The sequence below is a fragment of the bacterium genome, assembly GCA_024228115.1.
GTDB lineage: Bacteria > Myxococcota_A > UBA9160 > UBA9160 > UBA6930.
On the sequence record JAAETT010000291.1, the window covers coordinates 11,815 to 36,277 of the forward strand.

Annotated in this window: 22 protein-coding genes; 10 read left to right on the forward strand and 12 right to left on the reverse strand. The window is 65.5% G+C overall.

The genetic code is table 11. The features are described 5' to 3' along the window. Nucleotides 1–76 precede the first annotated feature (76 nt). Nucleotides 77–385: an RNA-binding protein gene (locus GY937_13020; GenBank protein ID MCP5057626.1), complete on the forward strand. Its 309-nt coding sequence runs from the start codon at nucleotides 77–79 to the stop codon at nucleotides 383–385. On the opposite strand, the gene GY937_13025 is transcribed toward GY937_13020, so the two are convergent. Genes GY937_13025 through GY937_13035 form a run of 3 tightly spaced genes read right to left on the reverse strand, consistent with a single transcriptional unit; the run spans nucleotide 382 to nucleotide 3,853 of the window. Then, entirely contained in the window at nucleotides 382–2,049 is a 1,668-nt protein-coding gene (locus GY937_13025; GenBank protein MCP5057627.1) for a VCBS repeat-containing protein, read from the reverse strand. The genes GY937_13020 and GY937_13025 overlap by 4 nt on opposite strands. Then, entirely contained in the window at nucleotides 2,046–2,921 is an 876-nt protein-coding gene (locus GY937_13030) for an ABC transporter permease subunit (GenBank protein MCP5057628.1), read from the reverse strand. The genes GY937_13025 and GY937_13030 overlap by 4 nt, the downstream gene beginning before the upstream one ends. Next, a complete protein-coding gene (locus tag GY937_13035; protein MCP5057629.1) occupies nucleotides 2,918–3,853 on the reverse strand; it encodes an ABC transporter ATP-binding protein in 936 nt (311 codons plus the stop codon). Before GY937_13035 ends, GY937_13030 begins: the two co-directional genes overlap by 4 nt. Nucleotides 3,854–3,910: 57 nt before the next feature. Between GY937_13035 and GY937_13040 the strand changes: the two genes are divergently transcribed. Next, nucleotides 3,911–4,390, forward strand: coding sequence for a bleomycin resistance protein (locus GY937_13040; protein MCP5057630.1), 480 nt, complete (start codon nucleotides 3,911–3,913; stop codon nucleotides 4,388–4,390). Between the two features lie 11 nt (nucleotides 4,391–4,401). On the opposite strand, the gene GY937_13045 is transcribed toward GY937_13040, so the two are convergent. From GY937_13045 to GY937_13060, 4 genes are all read right to left on the reverse strand, one after another. Then, complete coding sequence (locus GY937_13045) at nucleotides 4,402–4,659, reverse strand: hypothetical protein (GenBank protein ID MCP5057631.1); 258 nt, start codon at nucleotides 4,657–4,659, stop codon at nucleotides 4,402–4,404. 140 nt (nucleotides 4,660–4,799) lie between these two features. Further along, complete coding sequence (locus GY937_13050) at nucleotides 4,800–6,404, reverse strand: fatty acid--CoA ligase family protein (protein ID MCP5057632.1); 1,605 nt, start codon at nucleotides 6,402–6,404, stop codon at nucleotides 4,800–4,802. A gap of 55 nt (nucleotides 6,405–6,459) precedes the next feature. Beyond that, nucleotides 6,460–7,848: an aldehyde dehydrogenase family protein gene (locus GY937_13055; GenBank protein MCP5057633.1), complete on the reverse strand. Its 1,389-nt coding sequence runs from the start codon at nucleotides 7,846–7,848 to the stop codon at nucleotides 6,460–6,462. A 63-nt stretch (nucleotides 7,849–7,911) separates the two neighbouring features. Beyond that, a complete protein-coding gene (locus tag GY937_13060) occupies nucleotides 7,912–9,828 on the reverse strand; it encodes a GAF domain-containing protein (GenBank protein ID MCP5057634.1) in 1,917 nt (638 codons plus the stop codon). Between the two features lie 31 nt (nucleotides 9,829–9,859). On the opposite strand from GY937_13060, the gene GY937_13065 reads away from it, so the two are divergent. Together GY937_13065 and GY937_13070 are read left to right on the forward strand one after the other, a co-directional pair. Then, entirely contained in the window at nucleotides 9,860–11,287 is a 1,428-nt protein-coding gene (locus tag GY937_13065) for a cyclic nucleotide-binding domain-containing protein (GenBank protein ID MCP5057635.1), read from the forward strand. A gap of 58 nt (nucleotides 11,288–11,345) precedes the next feature. Beyond that, the gene (locus GY937_13070; protein MCP5057636.1) at nucleotides 11,346–12,122 is read left to right on the forward strand and encodes an enoyl-CoA hydratase; all 777 of its coding nucleotides are present in this window, start codon (nucleotides 11,346–11,348) and stop codon (nucleotides 12,120–12,122) included. Between the two features lie 30 nt (nucleotides 12,123–12,152). Here the strand turns inward: GY937_13070 and GY937_13075 are convergent, their stop codons facing one another. Both GY937_13075 and GY937_13080 read right to left on the reverse strand, forming a co-directional pair. Beyond that, nucleotides 12,153–12,899 carry an HAD family hydrolase gene (locus tag GY937_13075; GenBank protein MCP5057637.1) on the reverse strand — a complete coding sequence of 249 codons (747 nt, stop codon included), beginning with the start codon at nucleotides 12,897–12,899 and terminating at the stop codon, nucleotides 12,153–12,155. 16 nt (nucleotides 12,900–12,915) lie between these two features. Further along, nucleotides 12,916–13,884, reverse strand: coding sequence for a threonine/serine dehydratase (locus GY937_13080; GenBank protein MCP5057638.1), 969 nt, complete (start codon nucleotides 13,882–13,884; stop codon nucleotides 12,916–12,918). A gap of 81 nt (nucleotides 13,885–13,965) precedes the next feature. On the opposite strand from GY937_13080, the gene GY937_13085 reads away from it, so the two are divergent. Next, nucleotides 13,966–14,775 (forward strand): PEP-CTERM sorting domain-containing protein, encoded by an 810-nt coding sequence (locus GY937_13085; protein MCP5057639.1) that lies wholly within the window; start codon nucleotides 13,966–13,968, stop codon nucleotides 14,773–14,775. On the opposite strand, the gene GY937_13090 is transcribed toward GY937_13085, so the two are convergent. Then, a complete protein-coding gene (locus tag GY937_13090) occupies nucleotides 14,772–15,698 on the reverse strand; it encodes a sigma-54-dependent Fis family transcriptional regulator (protein ID MCP5057640.1) in 927 nt (308 codons plus the stop codon). The genes GY937_13085 and GY937_13090 overlap by 4 nt on opposite strands. A gap of 126 nt (nucleotides 15,699–15,824) precedes the next feature. Further along, the gene (gene htpX / locus GY937_13095; protein ID MCP5057641.1) at nucleotides 15,825–16,718 is read right to left on the reverse strand and encodes a protease HtpX; all 894 of its coding nucleotides are present in this window, start codon (nucleotides 16,716–16,718) and stop codon (nucleotides 15,825–15,827) included. Between the two features lie 234 nt (nucleotides 16,719–16,952). Between htpX and GY937_13100 the strand changes: the two genes are divergently transcribed. Next, nucleotides 16,953–21,380 carry a hypothetical protein gene (locus GY937_13100; GenBank protein ID MCP5057642.1) on the forward strand — a complete coding sequence of 1,476 codons (4,428 nt, stop codon included), beginning with the start codon at nucleotides 16,953–16,955 and terminating at the stop codon, nucleotides 21,378–21,380. A gap of 23 nt (nucleotides 21,381–21,403) precedes the next feature. Here GY937_13100 and GY937_13105 read toward each other — a convergent pair whose 3' ends face one another. Then, nucleotides 21,404–21,709 (reverse strand): hypothetical protein, encoded by a 306-nt coding sequence (locus tag GY937_13105; protein MCP5057643.1) that lies wholly within the window; start codon nucleotides 21,707–21,709, stop codon nucleotides 21,404–21,406. Between the two features lie 121 nt (nucleotides 21,710–21,830). Between GY937_13105 and GY937_13110 the strand changes: the two genes are divergently transcribed. From GY937_13110 to GY937_13125, 4 genes are all read left to right on the forward strand, one after another. Beyond that, nucleotides 21,831–22,484, forward strand: a complete 654-nt coding sequence (locus tag GY937_13110) for a hypothetical protein (protein MCP5057644.1) — start codon at nucleotides 21,831–21,833, stop codon at nucleotides 22,482–22,484. Between the two features lie 28 nt (nucleotides 22,485–22,512). Beyond that, a complete protein-coding gene (locus GY937_13115; GenBank protein ID MCP5057645.1) occupies nucleotides 22,513–23,262 on the forward strand; it encodes a VOC family protein in 750 nt (249 codons plus the stop codon). Between the two features lie 115 nt (nucleotides 23,263–23,377). Continuing rightward, nucleotides 23,378–23,773: a GNAT family N-acetyltransferase gene (locus GY937_13120; GenBank protein MCP5057646.1), complete on the forward strand. Its 396-nt coding sequence runs from the start codon at nucleotides 23,378–23,380 to the stop codon at nucleotides 23,771–23,773. Next, nucleotides 23,770–24,285: a hypothetical protein gene (locus GY937_13125; protein ID MCP5057647.1), complete on the forward strand. Its 516-nt coding sequence runs from the start codon at nucleotides 23,770–23,772 to the stop codon at nucleotides 24,283–24,285. The genes GY937_13120 and GY937_13125 overlap by 4 nt, the downstream gene beginning before the upstream one ends. Nucleotides 24,286–24,463: the final 178 nt, after the last annotated feature.

The window sequence follows — 24,463 nt, forward strand, 5'->3', positions numbered from 1 at the left end:
GATCAGGCTCCCGGGATTCCCAGGTTCGTGCATCTCTCGATCGAAGCCTCCTTTACGAACCTGAATCGGAGACCGAATGAGCAAGAAGCTCTATGTGGGCAACCTGCCCTTCCGCACCAACGACGACGAACTACGCGACATCTTCTCAACCCATGGCAACGTGCTGTCTGCACGCGTCATCACCGACCGTGAGACCGGTCGCTCCCGAGGCTTCGGCTTCGTCGAGTTCGAAAACGGTGAAGACGCCGACAAGGCCATGCGTGCCCTGGACGGCAGCGACATGGGTGGTCGACCCCTGCGTGTCAACGAGGCGGAAGACCGTCGCGGTGGCGGCGGCGGTGGCGGCGGCGGTGGCGGCGGTGGCGGAGGCGGCCGCCGCTTCTAGCGGGCCCTTCCAACACTCATCAGGATCTCGAGGCGGACCCGCTCGTGGGGCACCTCCTCTTCCTGCTTGCGAGCCCGGCGTGCCTCTTCGGCACGTCGGGCTCGTTCGCGTTCGGTTCGGCGCCGTTTCACCGCATGAAACCCGTGGCCGCTGATCTGTTCCGTCACCGGGCGCGTACCGTGATAGGCGAAGAGATCCGTGAGGCCATCGCCATCTGCATCGATGAGGTCGTAGGCCAGCGTCGATTCGAAGGGAACGACTTGGTCGGGTGAGCTCGAATAACGCGCCTCCGCGTTGCCCCAATAGATTCGCAGCTTGTCGCCACCATCATCCGCAGCCAGATCTGCGTAGCCATCGCCATCGAAATCCGCGCCGAAATCGAGCAGCGGTGCGATGCGACCGGTCGGCCGTGCCTGGTTGCCGAACAGCAGTTTGAGGATGTCGAGCTTGTAGTCGAGCACCACCCGATCATCGATGCGTGCGAACTCCTTGCCCTCATCCTGGCTGTAGCGCCCGTTCTCTCCCAACAAGAAGACGCGCAGCTGCCAGCGCAGGGCATTCTGGGTGAGCACCTTCACGGCCTGGGAGGGTGCGATGTGGAAGAACGGAACCACCATATCGCGGGTGCCGTTGCCATCCAGATCCACCAGATCGAAATCCGGCGTAACGCTCTCGGAACGCACGAGCTGATCGGGCGAGTCCGGATAGCTGCCGTCGGGGCGCGAGAAGAAGACGGCCCGGTCCATCCGGGTGCGCTCCTCCGAGCTCCCCCACTTCGTGAGGATCAGATCTGCCTGCCCGTCGAGATCGAGCTGGGCGAAGCTCGTCACTTCGCCGGTGAACGAGGAATCGAGCTCGGCCTCCGCCAGGGTGCTGCGTTCGACCGTCCGGGAAGGTTGGCTGGGCAGACCGCCCGCCCCGTCCTGAAGAAAGATGCGCACGACGTTGTCGAGCTGGGTCACCACATCGAGACGCCCATCCCCATTCCAATCGAAGACGTGCGCATCGGGTGTGTTCATCTCGCTCGTCACCCGGCTCTGAAAACCTCTGCTCAGCACGGCATTCACGTCCGCGCCCCGATTGGCGAGGCGGTAGAGCACGACCGCCGGACTCTCGAAGAGCTGGACCTGGCCATCGGGCTTCACCCAGGTGGGCCCGGCCTGGCCTGGCAGAAGAAGTTCGTCGCGCCCATCACCATCGAGATCGAAGAGCACATCGAGAGGACGCGGAATATCCGGATCGGTGCCCACGAAAACGGATGGCACCTCCGTCAAGGTGTGACGCGGGCCGAACCCATCCTTTTCGAAGGCCGACCAGGAGATGCCGGATGTCGTCACCATCACGAACTCGGCGCCCGGTGCGGGATCTACGTTGCCGACATCGAACGCGCGTACATCTTCGGAGAGATCGAGGATCTCACAGCCGTCGAATTTCTTCTCGGCCTTCTGGCGGCAATAGGCGAGCCGGTAGTCGTAGCGATCGCCCGCGGCAGCGTGAACGACCAACACATCGAGGCGTCCATCTCCATCGACATCTGCAAGTAGATGATCCTCGATCTTGCCCGGAAACTCGATCTTGGAGCGCACGAAGAGAGCGTCCGCAGCAGCGACGGGGGAACCCATGAGGACCAGGGATGCGACGACCAGCCACTGTCCGCCCCTCATAGCGTGAAATCCCGCTTGCGAACACCGAGCGCAGACAGCCCGACGAAGAAGACGAGATAGGCGAGGCAGATCGTGAGCATGCGTTGAATCGGCGGTATCCACCAGCTCTCGATGGAGACCCCCGTCGCCAGATCATCGAGGACGCCCAGGGGGATGAGCGGCTGGTTGGGTAGCGCGAAGGAGCTGAACGGCAACACGAAATCTTCACCGCCTAGCGAGAGGGTCAGCCCGAGGCTCGTGGGGATGACCGCGAACAACTCGAGCATGAAGAAGAAGATGAGTCCGATGATGATGGCACCGCCCATCGTGCTCGAAAACGTGGAAACTGCAACGCCCATGGCTGCGACACAGCTGAGGCCGATGAGCAGGAAGAATGCGCCGATCGCAAACTGTCCGAGAACGTATCCGCCGCTGAAAACCACGTAGCCGTTCTCCGTGAGGTCGCCCAGACCGTAGTAGGCGGCACCACCGACGAGCGCCACTGCCCAGAGCATGGCCGTACCCAGCGTGACCATCCCGAAGGCCGTCACATACTTCGAAACGAGCAGCTCCATGCGTGTCACAGGGCGGGTCAGGATGCATTTGACGGTGGAATTCGAGACGTCGATGGCGAACAGGATGCAGACGAGCACGTAGACGATCGGCATCGAGACATCCACGAGCCGGTTCACCACCGCCAACGCAAACCCGTAGCCCGAGTTCGACGTGACGTTGGCCGCCAGCTCGATCCGGTGGAAGACCACCGTGCCCGAAACGGCGAGGAGAGCGATGGCAGCGAAACCCGCAAGAACGACCCAATAGCGCGAGAGTTTCGTCACATCGGCACGCACAAGGCGTGCCACGGTTCGCAGGAAATCGAAGGGGGCGTTCATTGGATGTCCGAAGCCTCCCCGGTCAGTTCGACGAAGACCTGCTCGAGGCTGCGCCGACGGCTGCGAAGGCCGCGCACTGCGAGCCCCTCCTCGACCAGCACGCGGTTCACATCGGAAGCGCCGACCCTACCATCGACGACCAGTTCGAGCTGGCCGTGCCGGATCCGACGGGGCTCGAGCTGGAAGCGACGCTTCAAGACCTCGGCAGCCTCCGTGTCCCGGTCGGGCTCGACCGCCAGCTCCACGACGCCCTCATCCGCCCCGAGCAACTCGTCGAGCGAGCCCTCCCGCAACATCCGTCCCTGGGAGATCACGGCCACCCGATCGCAGATGCGTTCCATCTCGCCGAGTAGATGACTGGAGAGGAACACGGTCGTGTCGCCATCATCACGAATGCTGCGCAGGAGTTCGCGGATCTCCCGGGTGCCTTGAGGGTCCAGACCGTTGGTCGGTTCATCGAGTACCAGCAGACGAGGTTTCTCGAGCATCGCCAGGGCGATGCCCAGACGTTGGCGCATCCCCTGAGAGAAGCCAGCCACCTTCTGGTCTGCGCGCCGGGAGAGGCCGACCCGATCGAGCATCTCCTCGATGCGCCCGGCGGGGATGCCCCCGGACAGGCGCCCGAAGAGCTGGAGATTCTTCTGTGCCGTCAAGAAAGGATAGAACGCCGGCCCTTCCACCATCGCTCCTACACAACGGATCGCGCGCTTGAATTCCCGCCGTATGTCGTGGCCAAAGATCTTCACCGAGCCGCCCTGCGGCGCGATCAGCCCGAGAAACATCCGGATCGTCGTGGTCTTGCCTGCTCCGTTGGGTCCGAGAAAGCCATAGACCTTGCCCTCTTCCACCGTAAGGCTCAGATCGTCGACCACCGTCATGGATCCAAAGCGTTTGTGCAGATGCTCAGCAACGACCGGCGGGGCAGAACTCATTGCTGCGAGCTTAGCGGCAAGAATTCGAGGAGCGGTGAAGCGCGGTAGGCTTCCTGCATGCTGCTCGGAACCGTCAACCACATCTCGATCACGGTCAGCGATCTCCCGGTGGCCATGAGATTCCTGGGCCCCATCCTCGAATTCCTGGGATACGAGTCGGAGGGCGCCGGGGACGGCGTGGGCGTCCCGGTCGTCGTCAGCATCTCAGCGCGGATCGGCGGGGCTTTCAACGTCTGGGCTGCCAGGCCCGAACATGCGAGCCAGCCGTTCGAGGTGTACGCACCCGGCCTCCACCATGTCGCCCTCAACGTGGCTCGTCATGAGCAGGTGGACGAAATCGCCCGCCTGGTTCGACGTCTCGGCGGGGAGATCACCGATGGGCCCGGCGAGTTCCCCTACGCGGATGGCGGCTACTACGCGGTCTATTTCCTCGGACCGGACCGCATCAAGTTCGAGGTGGTCCACATGCCGGAACTCGAACGGGCATGGCGAGAACGGGCGCTATTGGACACCCACCTCATCATCGAGGACGACTAGACCGTCCGAAGCTACGGCGCCAATCCGGGCACAGGGCCCGGCGCGACCGGACCGACAGAAACCGTTGCGCGGAGGCCGGTCACCTCGACCTGAACGTCATCGGTGACGACTTCCCCACCGGGAAAAGGAGTCATCTCGGCATGCACGTTGTAGGTGCCCACCCGGTCGAAGGTGAGCCCGGATCGACGCGTATCCAATTCGCTCACGTAGCCGTCGGGATCGGTCACGCTGATCGTCGACTCCGCGGTCACATCTTCCGTATCGCGCAAGCAGGGGAACCACAATTCGGCCGTTGGAAGATGAGCCTCCCCGACCTCCGTCTACACGGACGAGGAGTCAGCCGAAGAACATGATTTCCGCGAATCGGGATCCCGGTGTCATTCGCGGACAGAGGGTGCCCGACCGAGGCTCATGAGGGCTCCGCGGCGCCTCCCAGGGCTCGCTCGCGCAGAATGAACTTCTGGACTTTCCCCGTCGCGTTCATCGGCAGCTCATCGATGAGTTCGATCCGGCGCGGCACCTTGTAGTTGGCCATGTGTTCGCGGCACCAGATGCGAAGCTCTTCGGGAGAGGGCGCGGTGCCGGGCTCGGGGACGACGAAGGCCTGCCCGACCTCGCCCATGCGTTCATCGGGAATGCCCAGCACCGCCACCTGGGCGATCTGCGGGTGCTCGAACAACAGCGCTTCGATCTCCGCCGGGTAGCAGTTGAAGCCTCCCATGATGAACATGTCCTTCTTGCGATCCGTGATATCGAGATAGCCCTGCTCATCCATCACGCCGATATCACCGGTGTGCAGCCAGCCCTCCGCATCGATCGTCTTGCGCGTCTCCTCTTCGTCCTCGAAGTAGCCCTGCATGACGTTGTAGCCGCGCACGACCACTTCTCCCGGCTTGCCCCGGGGCACCTCCTTGCCTTCGTCGTCGACACAGCGCACCTCGACATCGGGGATCGCGCGGCCGGAACTGTTGGCGATGATCTCCGGGGCATCACCATCGCGACACATGGTTGCTATGCCGGTCGATTCGGTGAGGCCGTAGCCGGTGATCACGGTTTCGAAGCCCAGCTCGTCACGCATGCGCCGGATCAGCTCGACGGGCGTCGGGGCCGCACCCGTTACGGCAAGCCGCAGATGCGAGAGGTCGCACTTTCCCCGATCCGGATGCATCAGGATCGACTGGTAGAGTGACGGCACACCGGGAAGTGCACTGATCCGCTCCTCCCCTACCCGTCGGAGCACCTCCGGCACGTCGAAGACCTTGTGGGGCAGGCAGGTGACGCCCCGCATGATGCACGAGAGCCAGCCCGCCTTGTATCCGAACGTGTGGAAGAAGGGGTTCACCACCAGGTAGCGGTCTCCAGCCCGCAGGCCGACGACTTCACTCCACGACTCGAATGCTCGCAGGTTCTGCTCATGGGTCGTCATCACTCCCTTCGGGTTCCCGGTCGTTCCCGAGGTGAACATGATGTCCGCAAGATCGGTCGCCGCCGCGGCGTCGATGCGCTCGCGAGCCTGGCGTTCCGTGACAGCATCGCCGCCGGAGAGAAAGGTCTCCCAGGTTTCGGCTTTCGGATGCGCACCCGAGAAGAGCACGATGCCTTCGAGTGCCGGCAGTTCCTGGCTCGCCACCATCTCCGCGTAACGTTCACCGAGGAATTCGTCGACGGTGAACACCATGCGTGCACCGCTCTTGCGCAACTGATACCCGGCTTCCGAAGCCTTGAAGCGCGTGTTCATCGGCACCAGAACGCCACCGGCCGATTGAAGCCCCACGGCCGCCAGCACCCATTCGAGCTGATTGGGCGCCCAGACGGCCACCCGGTCTCCCGGCTGGATGCCGGCCGCCATGAACGCCCGGGCGCTGCGCAGCGCAAGCTCGCCCAACTCGTCGAAACGCAGCTCGTGGCCGTCGCCCTCGAACGCCGGCCGCTCGGCGAACCGCGACGCCGAATCCTGAACCAGCCGCGGGATCGTGCCAAGAGAAGAAGGACGGAAGTTGCTGACTGCGTTCACGGCGGGCTCCGATCGGGTTGCGGCTGCGGAGAATAGGCCCTTGGTGAAGGCTCTTCTACATGAACCGCTGCGCGATCCTCCGCTTCCGATCGCTATACGGCGGGTACATCAGCTTCAGGTCGAAGCGGAAGCCACGCTTCATCACCGTCTTGCGATGACTGAACGTCTCGAAGCTATGCCTGCCGTGATAGGCACCCTGTCCACTCGGGCCGACACCGCCGAAGGGCGCTCTCGCATCCATGATGTGCATGAGCGTGCCATTCACACAGGCGCCGCCGGAACTGGTCTCCTGCAAGACCTTCTCCTCCACGGCGTCGTCCTTGGTAAAGATGTAGAGGGCCAGCGGCTTGTCCCGCTCGTTCACGAAGCGGATCGCCTCGTCCATGTCGTCCACGGGCAGGATCGGCAGGATCGGACCGAAGATCTCTTCCTGCATGATCGGGGAATCGGCGGTGACGCCACGCAGCACGGTCGGCGCAATGTAGTTCTGCTCGGCATCGGCCTCTCCGCCGAAGGCGGGGCGACCACTCTCGAGGAGCTTTGCGAGGCGTTCGTGGTGGCGGCGGTTCACCACCCGCGCGAATTCCGGAGCGGCCTTGGGATCGTCTCCGTAGAATCCGCGGGTGACGGCCTCGAGCGCGCCCACCAACTCCTCTTCACGATCCCGGTGGACGAGCACGTAGTCCGGGGCAATGCAGGTCTGTCCCGCATTGACGAACTTCCCCCAGGCAATGCGCCGCGCGGTGATCGCGATATCCGCGTCCCGATCGACCAGGCACGGGCTCTTTCCGCCGAGTTCCAGGGTGACCGGCGTCAGGTTCTTCGCCGCAGCTTCCATCACGATGCGGCCGACGTGCCCATTCCCGGTATAGAAGATGTGGTCGAAACGTTCTTCGAGGAGTGCTGTCGTCTCGGCGACGCCGCCTTCGACGAGAGCGATCGCTTCCGGATCGAGATACTCCGGCACATAGCGAGCAAGCGCAGCCGAGGTATGGGGTGTGACTTCCGAGGGCTTCAGCATCACCGCATTGCCCGCAGCAATCGCCCCCGCCAGCGGAGAGAGCAACAAGCCGATCGGGTAGTTCCAGGGCGAGATGATCAGCGCCACGCCGAGCGGCTCGCGTAGCACGAACGTACGCCCCATCAGCGGAACCGGACCGATCCGCTCGGGCCGCGTCCACTTCTTCAGGTTTCGAAGCGCGGAGGCGGCCTCCGTCTTCCCCTGGGACACGTCCATCATGAGTGCCTCGAGAGGCGGCTTGCCGAAGTCCGCGCGCAGGGCCTCGACGAATTCGTCGGCCCGCTCGGTGCACATCGCCTTCAAGCCTTCGAGCTGTTGGCGGCGCCACGCCAACGGGCGGGTGCGGCCGGCATCGTAGGCATTGCGCAAACGCGCCACGGCATGGGAGATCTCGGCGATCGCGGTCTGGGGAGTTTCGCTCATCGGGTGTCTCCTTCAGGTCCACGGAATGTACCTGAAGCCCCCCTTCGGGCGCCGGACTGGCTCCTAGCCTTTCTCCGCCAGGACGCTCCAGGCCCGGCTCCCCAGGAAGATCGCCAGGATCTGGGAGTCGATTCTCCCTCGGCTCGCCTCGTCCTGAAGGACGTCGAGAGCCCGCTCGAGGGGCAGCGCCTTCTTGTAGGGCCGATCCGCCGCGGTGAGCGCATCGAAGATGTCGACGATCGTCAGCAGCCGGGTCGGGACCGGAATCGCGCCGGCCGAGAGGCCTCGCGGATAGCCGCCGCCATCGAGCTTCTCATGGTGGCCCCAGGCGATTTCTTCGACTCCGCGCAGATCCCGGGTCCAGGGGATCTGGGCCAGGAAGCGGTGCGTGTAACTGACGTGCGATTGGATCTCCTGGCGCTCTTCTTCCGTCAGGCTTCCGCGAGCGACGCCGAGGAAAGCGATGTCATCCTCATCGATCAGGCGCTGTTCGCCGTCGCCGGTTGCCAGGAAGCGATAGGCCGCGACCCTTCGCAGTTCCGCCGGGGCCTCTTCGGGCAGGATGCGCGGTTCGTTTGCGTTCCGAATCGCCTGTTCGAAATGGGAAAGACGCAGACGCTCCTCGCCCAGCGCTGCCACGAGGTTCTTCTCGAAAGCGTCGAATCCATCGTGGCCCGAGGAGAGCAGGTAGTCCGCACGCTCCCGATGGAAGCGCGTCTCCAATGCCTCGCGTGCACGTGCGATGCGGCCGAACACCTCGGCTTCGCGGGAACGAGGAAGCTTGCGATCCTTGCCGAGAACCTGCTCCGAAACGAAGACCTTCCCGAAATCATGGAGCAAGGCGGCATAACGAAGCTCGCGAATGGATTTCCGGTCGAAGCTCACGCCAGCCAGGCTTCCACGATCGCAGCGATCGACGGCGGACGCGAGCGTGCAGCTGAGATCGGCCACTCGCACGGAGTGGCCGGATGTTCCGGGGTCGCGTTGATCGATCGCATCGACGGAGGCGCGCACGAATCCGTCGAAGAGTTGCTCGATCTCCGCGCGTAGGCGCCCATTTTCGATCGAGACCGCGGCCTGGCCACTCAACGCAGCAGCCATCTGGCGGTCCCGTTCCCCGTAGTACCCGGCGGCCGGGTTGATCAACTGGAGGACGCCCACCAGTTCGCCTCGCGGGCTCTTCATGGGGACGACCAGAACCGCGCCTGTCTTGTAGCCCGTGACCTCGTCCATGCGTGGATCGAAACGATGCGGCGCATCTGCAGGCAGGTCATAGGCATCGTCGATGCAAAGGATTTCTCCGCTTGCCCCCGCCCGCCCCGCGAAGCTCGAGGCGTCGATCGCCAGACGGAGATCCGGTTGGTCCAGTTCGGGCAGCGTTGCGTTCTGGGTGAGCCGGAAGTGCAGCTCGCCCTCCTCTACCAGGTAGAGGCTTCCGGCATCGCTGGAGGTCACCCGGCGCGCCTCGGTGAGAATCTGGGCCAGCAGGTGTGCCGGATCCCTGTCCTGCATCAGTGCCGCGCCCACGGAGGAAAGCTCTGAGAGATCCCGGTCCGCCTGCTTGCGCAGTTCTTCCAGACGTTGCATCTCGGCCAGGCCCGAAGCGTGGAGCGCCGCTGCACGCAGGGCGTCCTCCCAGCCGGAATCGGGTGTCGTATCGGGCAGGGTGAGGAACCGCCTCTGCGCTGCGGAGGCCTGCTGTTCCGGCTCGCCCGGGCAGGCCAGAAGCACCCAGGTAGGCGGAAGTGCCCGGAGCCAGGCTTCACCGTCCGACCGCAGCAGATGCGCATCGAGCACCAGGATGGCTGGCCCGCTTGGAAGCTCATCCAGTGCCGGCAGCTCCCGAGGCGATGGGCCCTCGGGCAAAACGGCGACCAGGCCCGGAACGAGGGCGGCGGACGCGAAGAGCTGCACGGGATCGGGCTTCACCCGTACGGCATCGGTCGAACCCTGGAGGCCCTGAAACGCCTCATAGGTCAAGCCAATGTGGGGTTCGGACGATCGCGAGAAGATGACGCCGCGAGAAGCCCGGAAGCGACAGGCTGCGATCCGCAAGCTGAAGGACGCGGCCAGCAAGGCCCTCCGAAAGGGCAAGCTCGACGATGCCCGCGATGCCTACGAAGAGCTCGAGAAGCTCGATCCCGAAGAGGGCCAATGGCCTCAGCGCCTGGCCGATGCGCTGCGCCGCATGGACGACAGGGAAGGCGAGGTACGGGCACTCGGACGTGCGGCCGACCGCTGGGCGGATGGCGGCTTCCTGCTGAAAGCCATCGCCGCTTGCAAGATGGTGCTCGATCTCGAACCGGAGCATACGCGCATCCAGGAGCGGCTGGCCGAGTTGTATTCAAGCCGTGGCATCGAACCGAAAGCCGCAGATGCGCCCGCGGCCGAAGCCTCTGGCCTCGAGCCCGGGCAGCCCCTCGAAGAGATCGTGCTCACGGAAGTCGTCCCGACCCGGGAGCAGCTCGATCTCGAACTCGAAACCGATAGCAGCGCAGTCGAAGTCCTTCTCACATCGGACCCGCATTCGCACGACGCTCCTGCACCCGATGGGTTGGACGCTTCGTCCGCGGGCGATTTCGATCCGGCCGCCCTGGCTCGCTCGGAGATTCGGCGGACGCTGCCGCGCGTGCCGCTCTTCTCATCCCTCGATGCAGGCGGTCTGCGGCTTCTGATCGACGGCACCGAACGGGTACAGTTGCGCGAAGGCGAGGTGCTCTTCGAAGAGGGCGACCTGGGCGACGCCCTCTACGTCGTGGCCGAAGGCGCCGTCGTGCCCGTGGCGCGAAGCGACGATGGGCGAACGAAGCGACTGGCGGTGCTCGAAGAGGGCACCTTCTTTGGCGAGACTGCCCTGCTCGCCAATCAACCGCGAAACGCGCGCATCGAGGCGTTGGTCGACAGCCAACTCCTGGCCGTCGACCGCCGAATCTTGACCGAACTGCTCTCTCGCGATCCCGAAGTCCTCTCGACACTGCTCGGGTTCTTCCGCGATCGTTTGATCGAGCGCCTCGCCCTCACCAGCTCTTTCTTCGGGCCTCTCGACGCGACCGCACGACGGGAACTGCTCTCGAGCTTCCGCTTCCTCGAAGTCGAAGCGGGCGGCAAGTTGATTGCCGAAGGGCGCCCGGCGCCTGCTCTCTTCGTTCTGCTGGCTGGCGAGATCGAAGCCATCCAACGAGACGAACAAGGCGCCGACACCACGACCCTTGCAACGCTTAAGGCGGGGCATGTCTTCGGCGAGATGTCGATCCTCGAAGAAGGACCCGCGGTGGCATCCTGTGTGGCTTCGCGGAAATGCTGGGTGCTCGCCCTGGCCAAGCGGCACGTTGCCGAGCGCATGGCTCTCCACCCTGAAGTCCGAGCCGCGGCAACGGCCCTCGCAGAACAACGACGCGCCGAGAACACCACGCTCGCGAGCCAGCTCGAACTCGTCTGAACGCGGCGCACCATACGGTTCTCTGGTGCGGTAATGTTGCCGTTCCGAAGGAGGACCCATGGGCGAATTCAGCCAGGTCGAAACAGACGGACACCTCACGATCGTCACCATCACCCGGCCGGAGCGGATGAATGCATTGCATCCGGCGGCGAATCGGGAGCTGGCCGAGACGTTCGACGATTTCGCCAACGATCCAGATCAATGGGTCGCGATCATCACCGGCGCGGGAGACCGGGCCTTCAGCGCCGGAAACGATCTCAAACACCAGGCAACCGGCGGCGACATGAGCGGGCAACCGACGAGCGGCTTCGCCGGGCTGACCGCGCGCTACGACCTGACCAAGCCGGTGATCGCCGCAGTGAATGGCGTCGCCATGGGCGGCGGCTTCGAGATCTGTCTGGCCTGCGATCTGATCATCGCGGCCGAGGGCGCCGTCTTTGCCCTGCCCGAACCACGGGTCGGCCTGGCCGCCCTGGCCGGAGGGTTGCATCGGCTCCCGCGGCAGATCCCGTTGAAGCAGGCACTCGGCATGATTCTCACCGGACGCCGTGTTCCGGCGGCCGAGGGCCAGCAGCTCGGTTTCGTGAACGAAGTCGTCCCGAACGGCGAGGCGCTGGCCGGCGCCCGTCGCTGGGCGGAAATGATTCTCGAATGCGCCCCCATCTCGGTGCGCGGCAGCAAGCAAGCCGTCCACCAGGGCCTGGACATCGCCGACCTCGAAACGGCCGTCTCGGGCCACTACGACCAGATCCGCGAGATGATCAAGAGCGAGGACTTCATCGAAGGCCCCAGAGCCTTCGCCGAAAAGCGCCCGCCCGCCTGGAAGGGAAAGTAGGCGCAACAGAAGGAACGCCCCCTGCTGCGCTCAGGTGAGGTGGGAGGGGAGTTCCGAGAGATCGTGGAGGATGAGATCCGGGGCGGGGCCTTCATGGGCCTCGAGGGACCCGTCCGGGTCGGCGACTCGGCGGGTGATCCAGGCGGTGCGCAGCCCCGCGGCCGCCGCGCCGGTGACGTCGGCCTTCAGGTTGTCGCCGACATGGAGGGTCTCGTCGGGCGCGACCCCTAGCGCTGCGAGGGTTGCCTGGAAGATCTCGGGGCGCGGCTTGCGCCAGCCCGTGGCATCGGAAACCACGACGACGTCGAAGTGCCAACGCAAACGGGCCTCTTCGAGCACGCGAAAGGCGGTCTGGCTATGCGAGAAGTTGGAGCAGACGGCGAGCTTGCGATCGCCGAGCGCCTCCATCACCTCGGGATGATGGTCGACGAAGCCGACCTGCCCGCGCAGCATCTCCATGTGGGTCTCGGTCAACCGTGCAGCGAGGTCCGGCACCTTCTCTGCACCGGGTAGCCATGGAAGGAGCCGCTCGAAACGCTCGAGGGTGGGAAGCTCGCGGCCCTGCTGGTAGCGGCTCTTACGCAGCTCGCTATCCAGCGCGAAGAGCGTGTCGGCGAAATCCTCGAAGCCCATGTCCGTGAATTCGGCGACGATCTCGTGGAGCACGCCGAGACTCGAGGGAAATTCCTGGTTGCGCAGCCGCACCGTCGGCAGGCCCTCCAGCGAGAGATCGACCAGGGTATCGAAGAGATCGAACACGACGGCGCGAATCGGCACGGCGCCAGCTTAGCCCTCAGCCAGCTAAAATGCGGCGCAGCTCTTGCCAGGCCAGGTTTCCACCGGAGAGCACCAGCACGATCTGCTTGCCGGTCGCCAGCGCAGGATGTTCGAGCGCAGCCGCGAGTGCCGCAGCGCCCGCGTGCTCTGCCAGGTTGCGTGTGTGCTCCAGCAACATGCGGATGGCAGTCTCCATGCTCGCGTCGCTCACGAGGACGAAATCCGAGAGCCCGACCTCCGCATCGCGCATGATGCGCTGGGTGTTCTCGAAGGGAACCCGCGTCGCGAGCCCCTCGGCCACGGTCTCCGTCGATGCCGTCGCGAGGGTTCCCGTCTGCCAACTCCTTTGCATGGCGGGAGCCGCCTCGGCTTGCACACCGACGACGCGGGTTTCCGGGGAGCGTGCCGCCGCCACGATTCCGCAGCCACAGACGCCACTCCCCGCTCCAACCGGCACGATCAAGACATCGGGTTTCGGCAACACATCGAAGATCTCGACGGCGTAGGTACCGACCCCTGCGATCAGCTCGGCATCCGTGGGCCCGACGAAGCGAGCCCCCCGCTTCGTCGCCTGCTCACTCGCCCACTCCCGGGCCTCATCGAAATCCTTGCCGTGCAGGACGACTTCCGCCCCGAGCGCTCTCATCGCCGCCACCTTGGTCGGGTTCGCATTCTCCGGTGCGGCCACGGTAACGGGGGTCCCTATCGCCCGGCCCGCGTAGGCAACCGATTGTCCGTGATTCCCGGTCGACGCTGTGACCAGACCAGCCGCCTTTTCCTCCGCGCCCAACTGCGCCGCCATGTTGAGACCACCGCGCACCTTGAATGCGCCCGTGGGCAGGTGGTTCTCGTACTTCACCCAGACATCGGCGCTGAGCCGCTCCGAAAGCCCCGGCGAATGGCGCAAGGGAGTCGGCTGCAGATGGCGGTAGACGACGGCACGAGCCCGAAGGATGTTGCGGTAGGCCGGCACAGGATCTCCCATGTCGTCACGGTAGCTAGTCGAGGCGAAGCCGACCGCTGCCCCGGGAGAAGTGCCCTGGGTGCTTCCACCGGGTCGATCTAGGTGTTCTCGGTTCTCAAGAGCATGCTGGCGGTTGTCGAGAGACCAAGCGCTGGTCGCGTCGTTTTTCGAGGAGGGGTTTCGATGTCCACAGGTTCTCTACGCCTGCTTGCAGTTGCGCTCACGATGTTTGGCCTTCTCACCCTGGGCGCATCACGATCCGCCGAAGCCACCTCGCTGTTCGTCGATCTCGTTGGCCAGGTCTATTCGGTGCCGGATGTGTTGCAGAGCGAGTTCTCAGTCGGCGATCCGTTATCCCTCCGCTTCGAGATCCGTCTCGATGCGGATAATGCCTACGCTGACCGCTGGGACTACTCCGTACTCCCACTTGGACTGGCGAACATGGAATTGAACGTGGAAGCCTTCTCGCCTCGAGCGGTCTGGGGTTCGCTCGTGGTTGGCAAACCATTCATGCTAGGGCAGTTTGCATTCTTCAACTGGTCCACCCATGCCCGCTTCGGCAACCAGTTGATCGAGCGCTTGGCTTGGTACAACGGCCGCCAGGTGAGTGAAAGACTGACTCTTGGCCAGGTCAACCTCGGCGCCCCATCCCACAAACTGAATTCTGTTGATCCCGCGAACCTTCTATCACTACTGGATCTCGACCTGGCGGGTTCGCGCGGAATGCTTGAATTCTATCACCGCCCGTATGGCGAAAGGCTTGGCGCAAGGCACCCGCTCTCCTTTTTTGTTGCTCGCTCCGAGATCACCGTCCCCGAACCGGGAACCGGTCTGACTCTCTCCCTCGCTGCGCTGGGCCTGGCGGGGCGATGGCGCCAAGGGCGCCATCGCCCGAAGCCTCAGAGCCGCTAGTCGCGGGGAATCAGCTCTTCCAGCCCCGCGGCTCGGATGCGCCTGCGCAAGGTCGTGCGCGCCATGCCGAGACGGCGCGCCGCTCGCGACACGTTGCCACCGGTCTCTCGCAGCATCGCCTCGAGCGAATCGGCTGCACCCCGCGCCCTCGTAGGCAACCGGCACGCCCGTGGCTCGATGCGCATCAAGTCCTGCACATCGAGGCGCGGCCCCGGCGCCCATACGACGAGTCGCTCCAGCAGGTTGCCCAGCTCGCGAACATTGCCGGGCCAGGGCCGCTCTGCCAGCCGGGCGAGGAACTCAGGCGTCGGCTCCGGAACCGGAGCGTCCACCTCTCGCGCACATCGCGCCAGGAAATGAGTGACGAGGATCGGAAGATCTTCCGGTCGCTCCCGCAGCGGCGGGAGCTCCACGTGGAGGACATCGAGGCGATGAAAGAGATCGGCGCGGAAGCGACCCTCTGAAACGGCCTGCTCCAGAGGCAGATTCGTTGCCGCCACGATACGCGCCGTCATTCGCAGACTCGACCGGCCCCCGACGCGCTGGAAGCACCGATCCTGGAGGACCCGCAGCAGACGGGTCTGGCCGCGAAGCGACAACTCTCCGATCTCGTCGAGGAAGAGGGTTCCCTTGGCCGCCGCTTCGAAAGGGCCGACCCGCGTGCCGATGGCACCGGTGAACGCACCTCGCTCGTGTCCGAAGAACTCGGCTTCGAGCAACCCGTCCGGCAGCGCGCCGCAATCGACATGAACGAAGGGACCTGCGTTCCGCCCCGAGCAGCGATGGAGCAGGCGCGCGAGCACGCCCTTCCCGGTTCCCGTCTCCCCGGTGATCAGGACGGTCGAATCGAGAGGTGCGGCCCGCTCCAGCCAACGCTGCACCCCTCGGGCCGCCCGGCCTTCCCCCAACCAACGCTCCCGCACATGCGCTCCGCTCCCCCAGCACAGGATGCAGGGACACCGTCGCCCATGGCAACGAACGATCACGCCTTCGTGCGTCCGCCCACCCGGATTCCGGGCGGGCACGCATCCCTGGCGAATCTGCGCTGGTCAGGCGCTCATGCCGTGTTCGCTCTTCAGGCGGGCGATCCGGTCGTCCAGCGGCGGATGGCTCATCATCAGACGCGCCAAGCCCGTGCGGACGCTTCCGGAGATACCGAACGCGCCCAGCTGTTCCGGAAGCTCGGTCTGCGGGCCCGCTTTCAATCGCTCGAGGGCCGCGATCATCTTCGGCGCACCCGCCAGACGCGCTCCGCCAGCATCAGCGCGGAACTCGCGCTGCCTCGAGAACCAGAACACGATGAAGCTGGCCAGGATGCCGAGCACGATCTGGGCGACGATCACGACCCCGAAATAGCCAAACCCGTAGCCCCGTTCGTTCTTGAGGACGACACGGTCGACGAAATGCCCGATCACCCGCGCCAGGAAGATCACGAAGGTATTCACGACACCCTGGATCAGCGCCAGGGTGATCATGTCGCCATTCGCGACATGGCTGACCTCATGAGCGAGCACCGCCTCGATCTCTTCCTTGCGCATGCCTCGCAACAGCCCGGCGCTGACGGCCACCATCGCGTGGTCGCGGCGAGCGCCAGTGGCGAACGCATTCGGCTCCGGGGAATCGAAGATGGCCACCTCGGGCATTCCGATCCCCGCGGCATCGGCCTGCTGACGCACGGTCTCCACCAACCACATCTCGGCCTCGCCACTGGGCTCGGTGATGACCCGCGCACCTGTCATCCTCCTGGCCATCCATTTGGACATCGCCAACGAGATGAACGAACCGCCCATGCCGAAGACTGCAGCGAACAACAACAGCGACGGCAGGTTCAGATCGACACCCCGCTCGTCGAGGAAGCCCTCGAATCCAACGAGGTGAAGCACGACGGACAAGAGCGCAATGACGGCGATGTTGGTGGCCAGGAAAAGCAGAACGCGTTTCATCGAACGGAGATCTCCTTGGATGCAGACAGGCAGGGCGCACGAACTTGGACGCCCGCGCTCCCGCCTCGGTTCGGAAGCGTCCCCCTAGGATGGGGCCCGCGAGCAGCCCGTCAACCGTGCTCGACCCCGCGGGGCTCGCCCGCCTTCTGGACATCGGGTGTAGAGCCCTTCGCCCCCGATGCACCTACTGTTCCGCCTTCAACTCACCAGGCACCATGCCCGGAACCGCAGGAAGTGCTGTACGAACCCGAGCGATCTGCCGAATCCAGCTTCCACGAACAGGCCTCCGATGGACTGGCACGAGGCGTGCACATGGCCTTCGAGGACTGTCCCTTCTCTCGAGCCGAGGAGCCATCCGTGGCGAACGCAACCTCCCGTGCCAGATCCGCCCCGAGCCAGTCGTGGTCACGCCTGCTCGCCGGGGCATGCCGTTTCGGCCTCCTGCTGGGCGTTCTGTGCGCTCCCGCAAGCTCGGCCGCCCCCCTTGCCAGCGCTGATGTACCCGAACCCCTTCAGCCATGGATCGAATGGGTGCTGCGCGGACACGAAGCCGGACTTTGTCCGCAACTGGCCGGCCGTGACGGACGCCGCTGCGTCTGGCCGGCGCGCCTTGATCTGGCGCTCGATTCAACCGGAGGCCGTTTCGTCCAGACCTTCCGCGTCGATGCCGAGAGCGAAGTACGTCTCCCAGGCGACCCGGACCGATGGCCCGAACGGGTCGACGTAGATGGCGTTCCAGCAGCCGTCGTGCAGGGAAACGATGGACTGCCGAGCTTGCGCCTCGCGCCCGGCCGACACCGCGTGTCGGGCCATTTCGTGTGGTCCAAGCTGCCGCAGCGCCTGCGCGTCCCGCCCGAGACCGGGCTCGTCTCGCTCCGTGTGGCCGGGCTGGTTGTCCCGTTTCCGACCCGTGATGCCGGAGGACAGCTTTGGCTTCGCACGAGGACGGTGAAACCTGCAGCGCTGGAAGATCGCCTCGAGGTCGAAATCCATCGGCATGTCATCGACGAGATCCCGCTTCGACTCGTCACACAGATCGAGCTCCGGGTTTCCGGAGAAAGCCGGGAGCGATTGCTAGGCCAAGCGTTGCCCGAGGGCTTCGTGCCGCTTTCCCTCACGGGTCCAATTCCGGCCCAGATCGAGCCCGACGGCCGCCTGCGGGTGCAGGTGCGCCCGGGCCGATGGACACTCACGCTCGACGCGCGCCACGAGGGAATCGCCGCGAAGCTGAAGGTGCCACCCCTGGAGAAACCGGCAGGGGATCGCCGGGGCGAGGGCGAGCTTTGGGACCCGACCGAGATCTGGGTGTTCGAAGCGCGCCCCAACCTGAGGCTGGTCGAAGTCCAGGGCCCCGCCCCGATCGATCCTACGCAGACCGAGCTCCCGCCTGCCTGGCGCGCGTTCCCCGCGTTTCGAATGGAGCCCGGCGACGAACTCACCCTCGTAGAGAAACGCCGAGGGAGCGCCAGCCCGGCGCGCGACGAACTCGCCCTCGTGCGCGCTTGGCACCTCGATTTCGACGGCCAGGGCGCGACCGTGGTCGATCGGATCCAAGGCACGATGCGTACAGAGGCCCGGCTCGAAATGGGCGAGGAGACACGCCTCGGCCGCGCCGCGGTGAACGGGAGCGACCAGCCGATTTCGCAGCTCACGCCTTCCGTTGGCGAACCTGCCCGGAGTGGGATCGAGGTTCCGCTCGGGGCGGTCCTGATCGATGCAGACAGTCGCGTCGAGGGCGGCGTGCGCAGCCTCCCAGCCACGGGCTGGAGCCACGATTTCGCCGCGCTCGAGGGGACTCTCGAGTTGCCGCCGGGCTGGAAGCTCTTCCACGTTTCCGGTGCCGACCGGGCCCAGTCGACATGGATAGGGCGCTGGACACTCCTCGACCTGTTCATCGTGATGGTGGCGGCCATGGCCTTCCGCCGGCTCTTCGGGCCGTGGGTAGGCGGGCTCGCTGTCCTGACGCTGGTGCTCACCTACACGGAACCGGGGGCACCGCAGTTCGCCTGGGTTTCCGTGCTCGCAGCCGAAGCGCTCCACCGCGTGGTACCTCCAGGCCGTTTGGCCGCGGTCGTGGCTTCCGCACGGATCGTTTCGCTCGCCACCCTCGTTCTGCTGGCGGTGCCCTTCGCGCTCCACCAGATGCAGGTCGGTCTCTACCCCGCCCTGGAGCGCCCGTGGGAAGTGGTCACAGTCGCCCAACTGGAGGATGCCGACGTCAAGGGAGTGCCGGGCAGCCCGGAGGCCAGCGGAGACCAGCTGCGAAACCTCGGATACGTGGAAACGGAAACAGCTGGGGCCCCCACGGGTCTTGTAAGAGATTCGGTCTCATCCATTGCCCCGAAGAAGCGGGTGAGCCGCCGCACCAGCTCCTACGCGCCCGATCCGGATGCCCGCGTCCCGACTGGACCCGGCCGTCCCGATTGGAATTGGCAGACCGTGAGGCTCGAGTGGAGCGGCCCGGTCGAACGCAGCCAACGACTCGTACTCTGGCTCGTCCCTCCGTGGGCGAATGGCCTGCTCGCGCTGCTCCGCACCGGGCTCCTGCTCGCCCTCGTCGGCGTGGCCCTCGGAACCGTCCGCGACCTCCTGTCGCGTTGGCTGACGACAGGCGGCGGAAAAGGCGCAACCGCTTCCGCTGGAATTCCGGGACTGATGGTCGCCACAGCGCTGGGCCTCGCGGCCGGGCCCGTGACCCCGGTGGCCGCCGCAGCGGAGCTTCCTTCGACCGAACTGCTGGACGAGCTTCGCACCCGCCTCCTCGAAGCGCCGGAGTGCGCTCCCAACTGCATCTCGATCCCGCGGCTCGCCCTCGACGTAAAGCCCGACGAACTGCTGGCACGCCTCGAGGTAAGCGCTGCGGCAGATACGGCGTTTCCTCTCCCGGCCAGCGTAAAGACGAGCGGCGGAACCGGCAGCAATGGAGCCGGCTTCACCCCAACCGTCGTGCAAGTCGATGACAGACCTGCCGAAGCCCTGTTTCGAAGTCCGGACGGACGGCTCTGGCTGCGGGTCTCGAAGGGCACCCACCTGGTGCAACTCCGAGGTGCACTTCCGGCCCAGGAAACGGTGGAGCTACCACTACCGTGGCGCCCTCACCGGGTCGAAGCCCGAGCCGTCGGTTGGATCATCGAGGGGCTCCGCGAGGACGGGCGCGCACCGCGGGCATTGCAGCTCGTTCGAGAAAGCGACGCGTCGGTTCCCGAACCGGAAACCCTGCAGTCGAGCCGCGTACCGCCTTTCGTGAAGATCACTCGACACATCGAACTCGGCTTGACCTGGCAGGTGCGGACCCATGTTGAACGGGTCGCACCGATCGATGAGGCCATCATCCTGGAGGTGCCGCTGCTTCCCGGAGAACGGGTGACAACCGCGCAGCGCCAGATCAAGGACGCCCGCGTGCTCGTCAGCCTGAAGGCCGGTGCGAACAGCGACGCATGGTCGTCCCTCCTGCCGGTGACGGAGGAGCTCGAGCTGGCAGCGCCGGACTCGGTGCCGTGGGTCGAAATCTGGCGTGTGGACGTGAGCCCCCTCTGGCATGTGGAGCCAGACGGAATTCCGTGGGTCGAGATCAACGCGGCCGAGGGTCGGCGACTGCGGGAGTGGAGGCCCTGGCCCGGCGAGCAGGTCGTACTCAGCGTGGCCCGCCCGGCCGGGGTTGCTGGAAGCACCTTGACACTCGATGCCAGCCATCTGGCCATCCATCCGGGCCTGCGAGCGACCGATTCGACACTCTCCCTGCGCATTCGCAGCAGCCAAGGTGGCCCCTACGCCCCCATCCTGCCCGAGGGAGCGGAGCTCACGCGCGTCGAAGTAAACGGTCGCCAACAGCCCCTTCGCCAGGAGGGCCGCGAGGTTCCGCTCACGCTCAGCCCGGGCACCCAGCAGATCGTGCTCGAGTGGCGCGAGCCACGAGGCATCGCGGTGCTGACTCGCGCCCCCGAAGTCGATCTCGGCCTGCCGAGCGTGAACCATCACGTCGAGCTCCATATGCCGCCGAGCCGTTGGACGCTCTGGGCTTCGGGCCCGCGCCTCGGGCCGGCCGTTCTCTTCTGGCCGATCCTGGCGCTGCTCGGCGTGCTGGCCGTCTTGTTGGGGCGCATTCGCGCGACACCACTGCGTGCACGGCATTGGTTCCTGCTCGGCGTCGGGCTGACACAGGTTCCCGTTCTCGCATCCGGTTGTGTGGTCGTGTGGCTCCTGGCCCTTGGCTGGCGCAAAGAACGCGGCGCGCTGCTGGCCCGCGAGGACAGCTCGAGCAGGCTCTTCGATCTGATGCAGCTCGCGCTCGCAGCGCTCACGCTGGCCGCGATCTCAGCATTGTTCTGGTCGGTCGAGAACGGTCTGCTCGGCGATCCGGCGATGCAGATCGCTGGAAACGGTTCGAGCGCGGAGATCCTGCGCTGGTACCAGGATCGGGCGCCCAAGATCCTGCCAATGCCGGCGGTGCTCTCGGTTTCGCTCTGGTTCTACCGGCTCGCCATGCTCGCCTGGTCACTCTGGGTGGCCCAGGCCCTCGTCAGCTGGCTGCGCTGGGGCTGGGATTGCTTCAGTGCCGGTGAACTCTGGCGCCCGCTCTTCCAGACCACCTCGCAACCGGCACGGCCGCAGACTCCGGCTTCGGATTCAGATCCGGACGCGGGCCGGAAAGAGAACGACTGAACCGGTGAGAGAACGGCCCGCTGCTAGCGGCCGCCGAGCCGCTTGAACACGGCATCCGGGGTCTCGGCCTCGGCGACCGAATCCAAACTGGCCAGGCCGCTGGCAATTTCGACGCACATCGCCTCACCGCCCTCGATGCCGCGAGCAACGAGCTCGGAGGGCAGCACCTTGTCCAGCACCACACCCATCTGATCGCCCGTCACGGTTCGCGCCTCGAGCCCGGCCTGTTTGAGAGCCGGGCGAACGGTTCCACGCGCGGCCAGGCGATCCAGGTCGGTCAACGCTTCGAGCTTGGTACAGACGAAATCGAATACCGGCGAATCGGCCATTCGCCCCCTCCAGCCACACAAGTGGCAGAACTCCAATCGGGCGTTTCCTGGCCCGACTTGAGGGCTTCGCAGGTCACTTGCCGCCTGACGGAACCCCTGTGGGGTATGCTCCGGCCCGCTCATGGCCCTTCCCTTCTTTGGACGCCTCCCCTTGTGGATCGCCGCCGCGGCCCTGGTCGCTGCCTGCGCCGGCCCGGATATGGCAAAAAGAGCCCAACGACAAGAGCAGAGCCGAGCCCGCTGGGAGGTCACCATCTCCGAGGTGCAGGAACTCGGCCCCTACCGCGTGGCCACCCTGAACGGCAGCAAAGGCACCTGGCGACTCTATTTCCCTGGGGTAGGAGCCTGCGCAGCCATGGTCCGCTCTGGCGCCAAGGGCATCTACCGGTTCGAAGGCCCGTTTGGGGTGTTGCGCGCCGAAGAGGGGCAGGACTGCTCCCCGGTTGGTGTCGCCTCGCTGCTCGCGTGGCGGGACGAACAACCCCGGCGACGCTCCCAGTTCTTGATGCCCCGGGAACAAGCTCGCTTCGCGGTCCTCCACCGCGGAGAATCGTTCCTGCTGATTCGCGGCGCCTTCCCCCTCGCACTCGAGATCCGCTGGCCGGAGCCGATGGATTCCGTCGCCGTGCTTCCCGCCACGCCGGCTTGCCAAGAGCAGCTCGAGCGGTCCCATGCAACCCTGGAATTCCATGCGAGCGGGCCGGATGTCTTCCTGCTCGAGAGCGAAGTCGGGCCCTGCCCGATCATCGGGCTGGCCCTGCCCCTCGGGCTCTAGCCCGCGAGCCGAACATGAAGGAGACCCCATGCGACTGCGCCAGATAGCCCTCGTCGCAAGCGAGTTGGATCCGGTCGTCGAACGCCTTTGTGCGGTGCTCGGGATCGAGGTGGGCTTCAACGACCCGGGCGTCCGCGAGTTCGGTTTGGTGAACGCCGTGATGCCGATCGGCGACACCTTCCTCGAGGTGGTCGTGCCGGACCGGGAAGGCACGACAGCCGGCCGCCTCATCGAACGCCGAAACGGCGACGGCGGCTACATGGTGATCGTGCAGAGCCAGGCACGCGACGAGGATCGAAAACGCGTCGATGCATTGGGCGTGCGGGTCGTGTGGGAGGCCCACCTTTCGGATGCCCACGCCATCCACTTGCACCCGCGCGACGTGGGCGGTGCCATTCTCTCCCTCGACTGGATGGATCCGCCGAGTTCCTGGAGATGGGGCGGCCCGAACTGGCAAGCCAAGGCGCGCACCGATGTAGCTCGCGAAATCGTCGGCGCCGATGTGCAGGCCGAGGATCCCGCCGCCATGGCAACCCGGTGGGCCGAGGTCATGGGCCAGAAGGCGCCCACGAAGGAGGATCAACACTTCCGCATCGATCTGGACGAGGGCGGATTCGTGCGATTTCACGCGCCACGAGATGAACGCGGCGAAGGGGTTTCCGGTTTTACCGTCTCCGCCGCAGACCCAACGCACATTCAGAGCGAGGCCGAGAAGCTCGGCTGCGTGAACGACGCTTGCGAATTGCAGATCTGCGGCGTGCGGATCGGCATCGCATGAGCGCAAACGGGATCGGCATCGCGTGAACGGAACACGGATCGAGCTGGCGGATCTCGAGGTACCGCAGCAGGCCGACGCCTTTCTGGAGGTACTCGATGCCTACGCTCGCGATCCGATGGGAAGCAGTGCTCCCCTCCCCGACGAGGTTCGCCAACACCTCGTACCCGGCTTGCTCGCCCACCCCACCAGCCGGGTCTGGCTGGCCTGGGAAGGCGAGCAGGCGATCGGCGTGTTGGTCGGCTTCCTTGGCTTCTCGACATTCAAGGCCAAGCCGATTCTCAATGTTCACGACCTGGCCATCGTTCCCGAACGCCGTGGTCAGCGCCTGGGAGAGCGACTCCTCGAGGCCGCCGAAGCCCACGCGCGCAGCCTCGGCTGCTGCAAGCTGACCCTGGAGGTGCAGGAACATAACAAGCGTGCCCGTGCCCTGTACAAGCGTGTCGGCTTCGGGCACTTTTCCCCGGGCGTAGAGCAGAACCCGACCGCTTTCCTGGAGAAGCCCCTGGCATGAATGAACCGGTGAAGAACTGCCCGTCGTGTGGTGACGAATTCCAGGCCTGGGTCGAGCGATGCCCGGATTGCCACGTTCCGCTGGCCGTCGGCGGAGGCGATGGGGCCGGGGCCGAGAACCTGCCTCCGGAGTTCCCCCCGGCCAGCCAGCTCGAAAAAGTACTCGTCGGGGGCCCTTGGCAAACCCGTAGCCTGGCGGACCGGCTAGCGGAAGCAGGCATCGCCTGCCGGGTCGATTCGTATCCGCCGGAATCCGATCTCGACACGGGCGGAGGCGGGAGCTTCGGCCAGGCCGGCCGGGGAATCGACATGGGCGTCTATGTCCGCGCCGCCGATCATGAACGGGCCCTCGAGATTGCAGAGGCCTTCCAGACCGAAGGTCTGCCGGAGCTCGATGACCACGACACCCCTGAGCCCGGGACCGAACTCGATGCCTGCCCGGGATGCGGCGAAACCCTGGCGCCCGAGGCAACCGGATGTGGGGAATGCGGCCTTGAGTTCCCGGAGGTCTAACGCGAGGGCTGTCCCCAGCACAGCGTTTTTCCCTCGAATCTCTCTATTCGGCTGCGCCATAGCTCGAACCCGGGATAACACATCCGCTCACGTTCAAGGAGAGCGACGCGGGCCGACGGCCGCGCCCAGTGCATTCTGGATCGCACGGACTTGATGGCTCAGATCCCCGTAGTAGAGG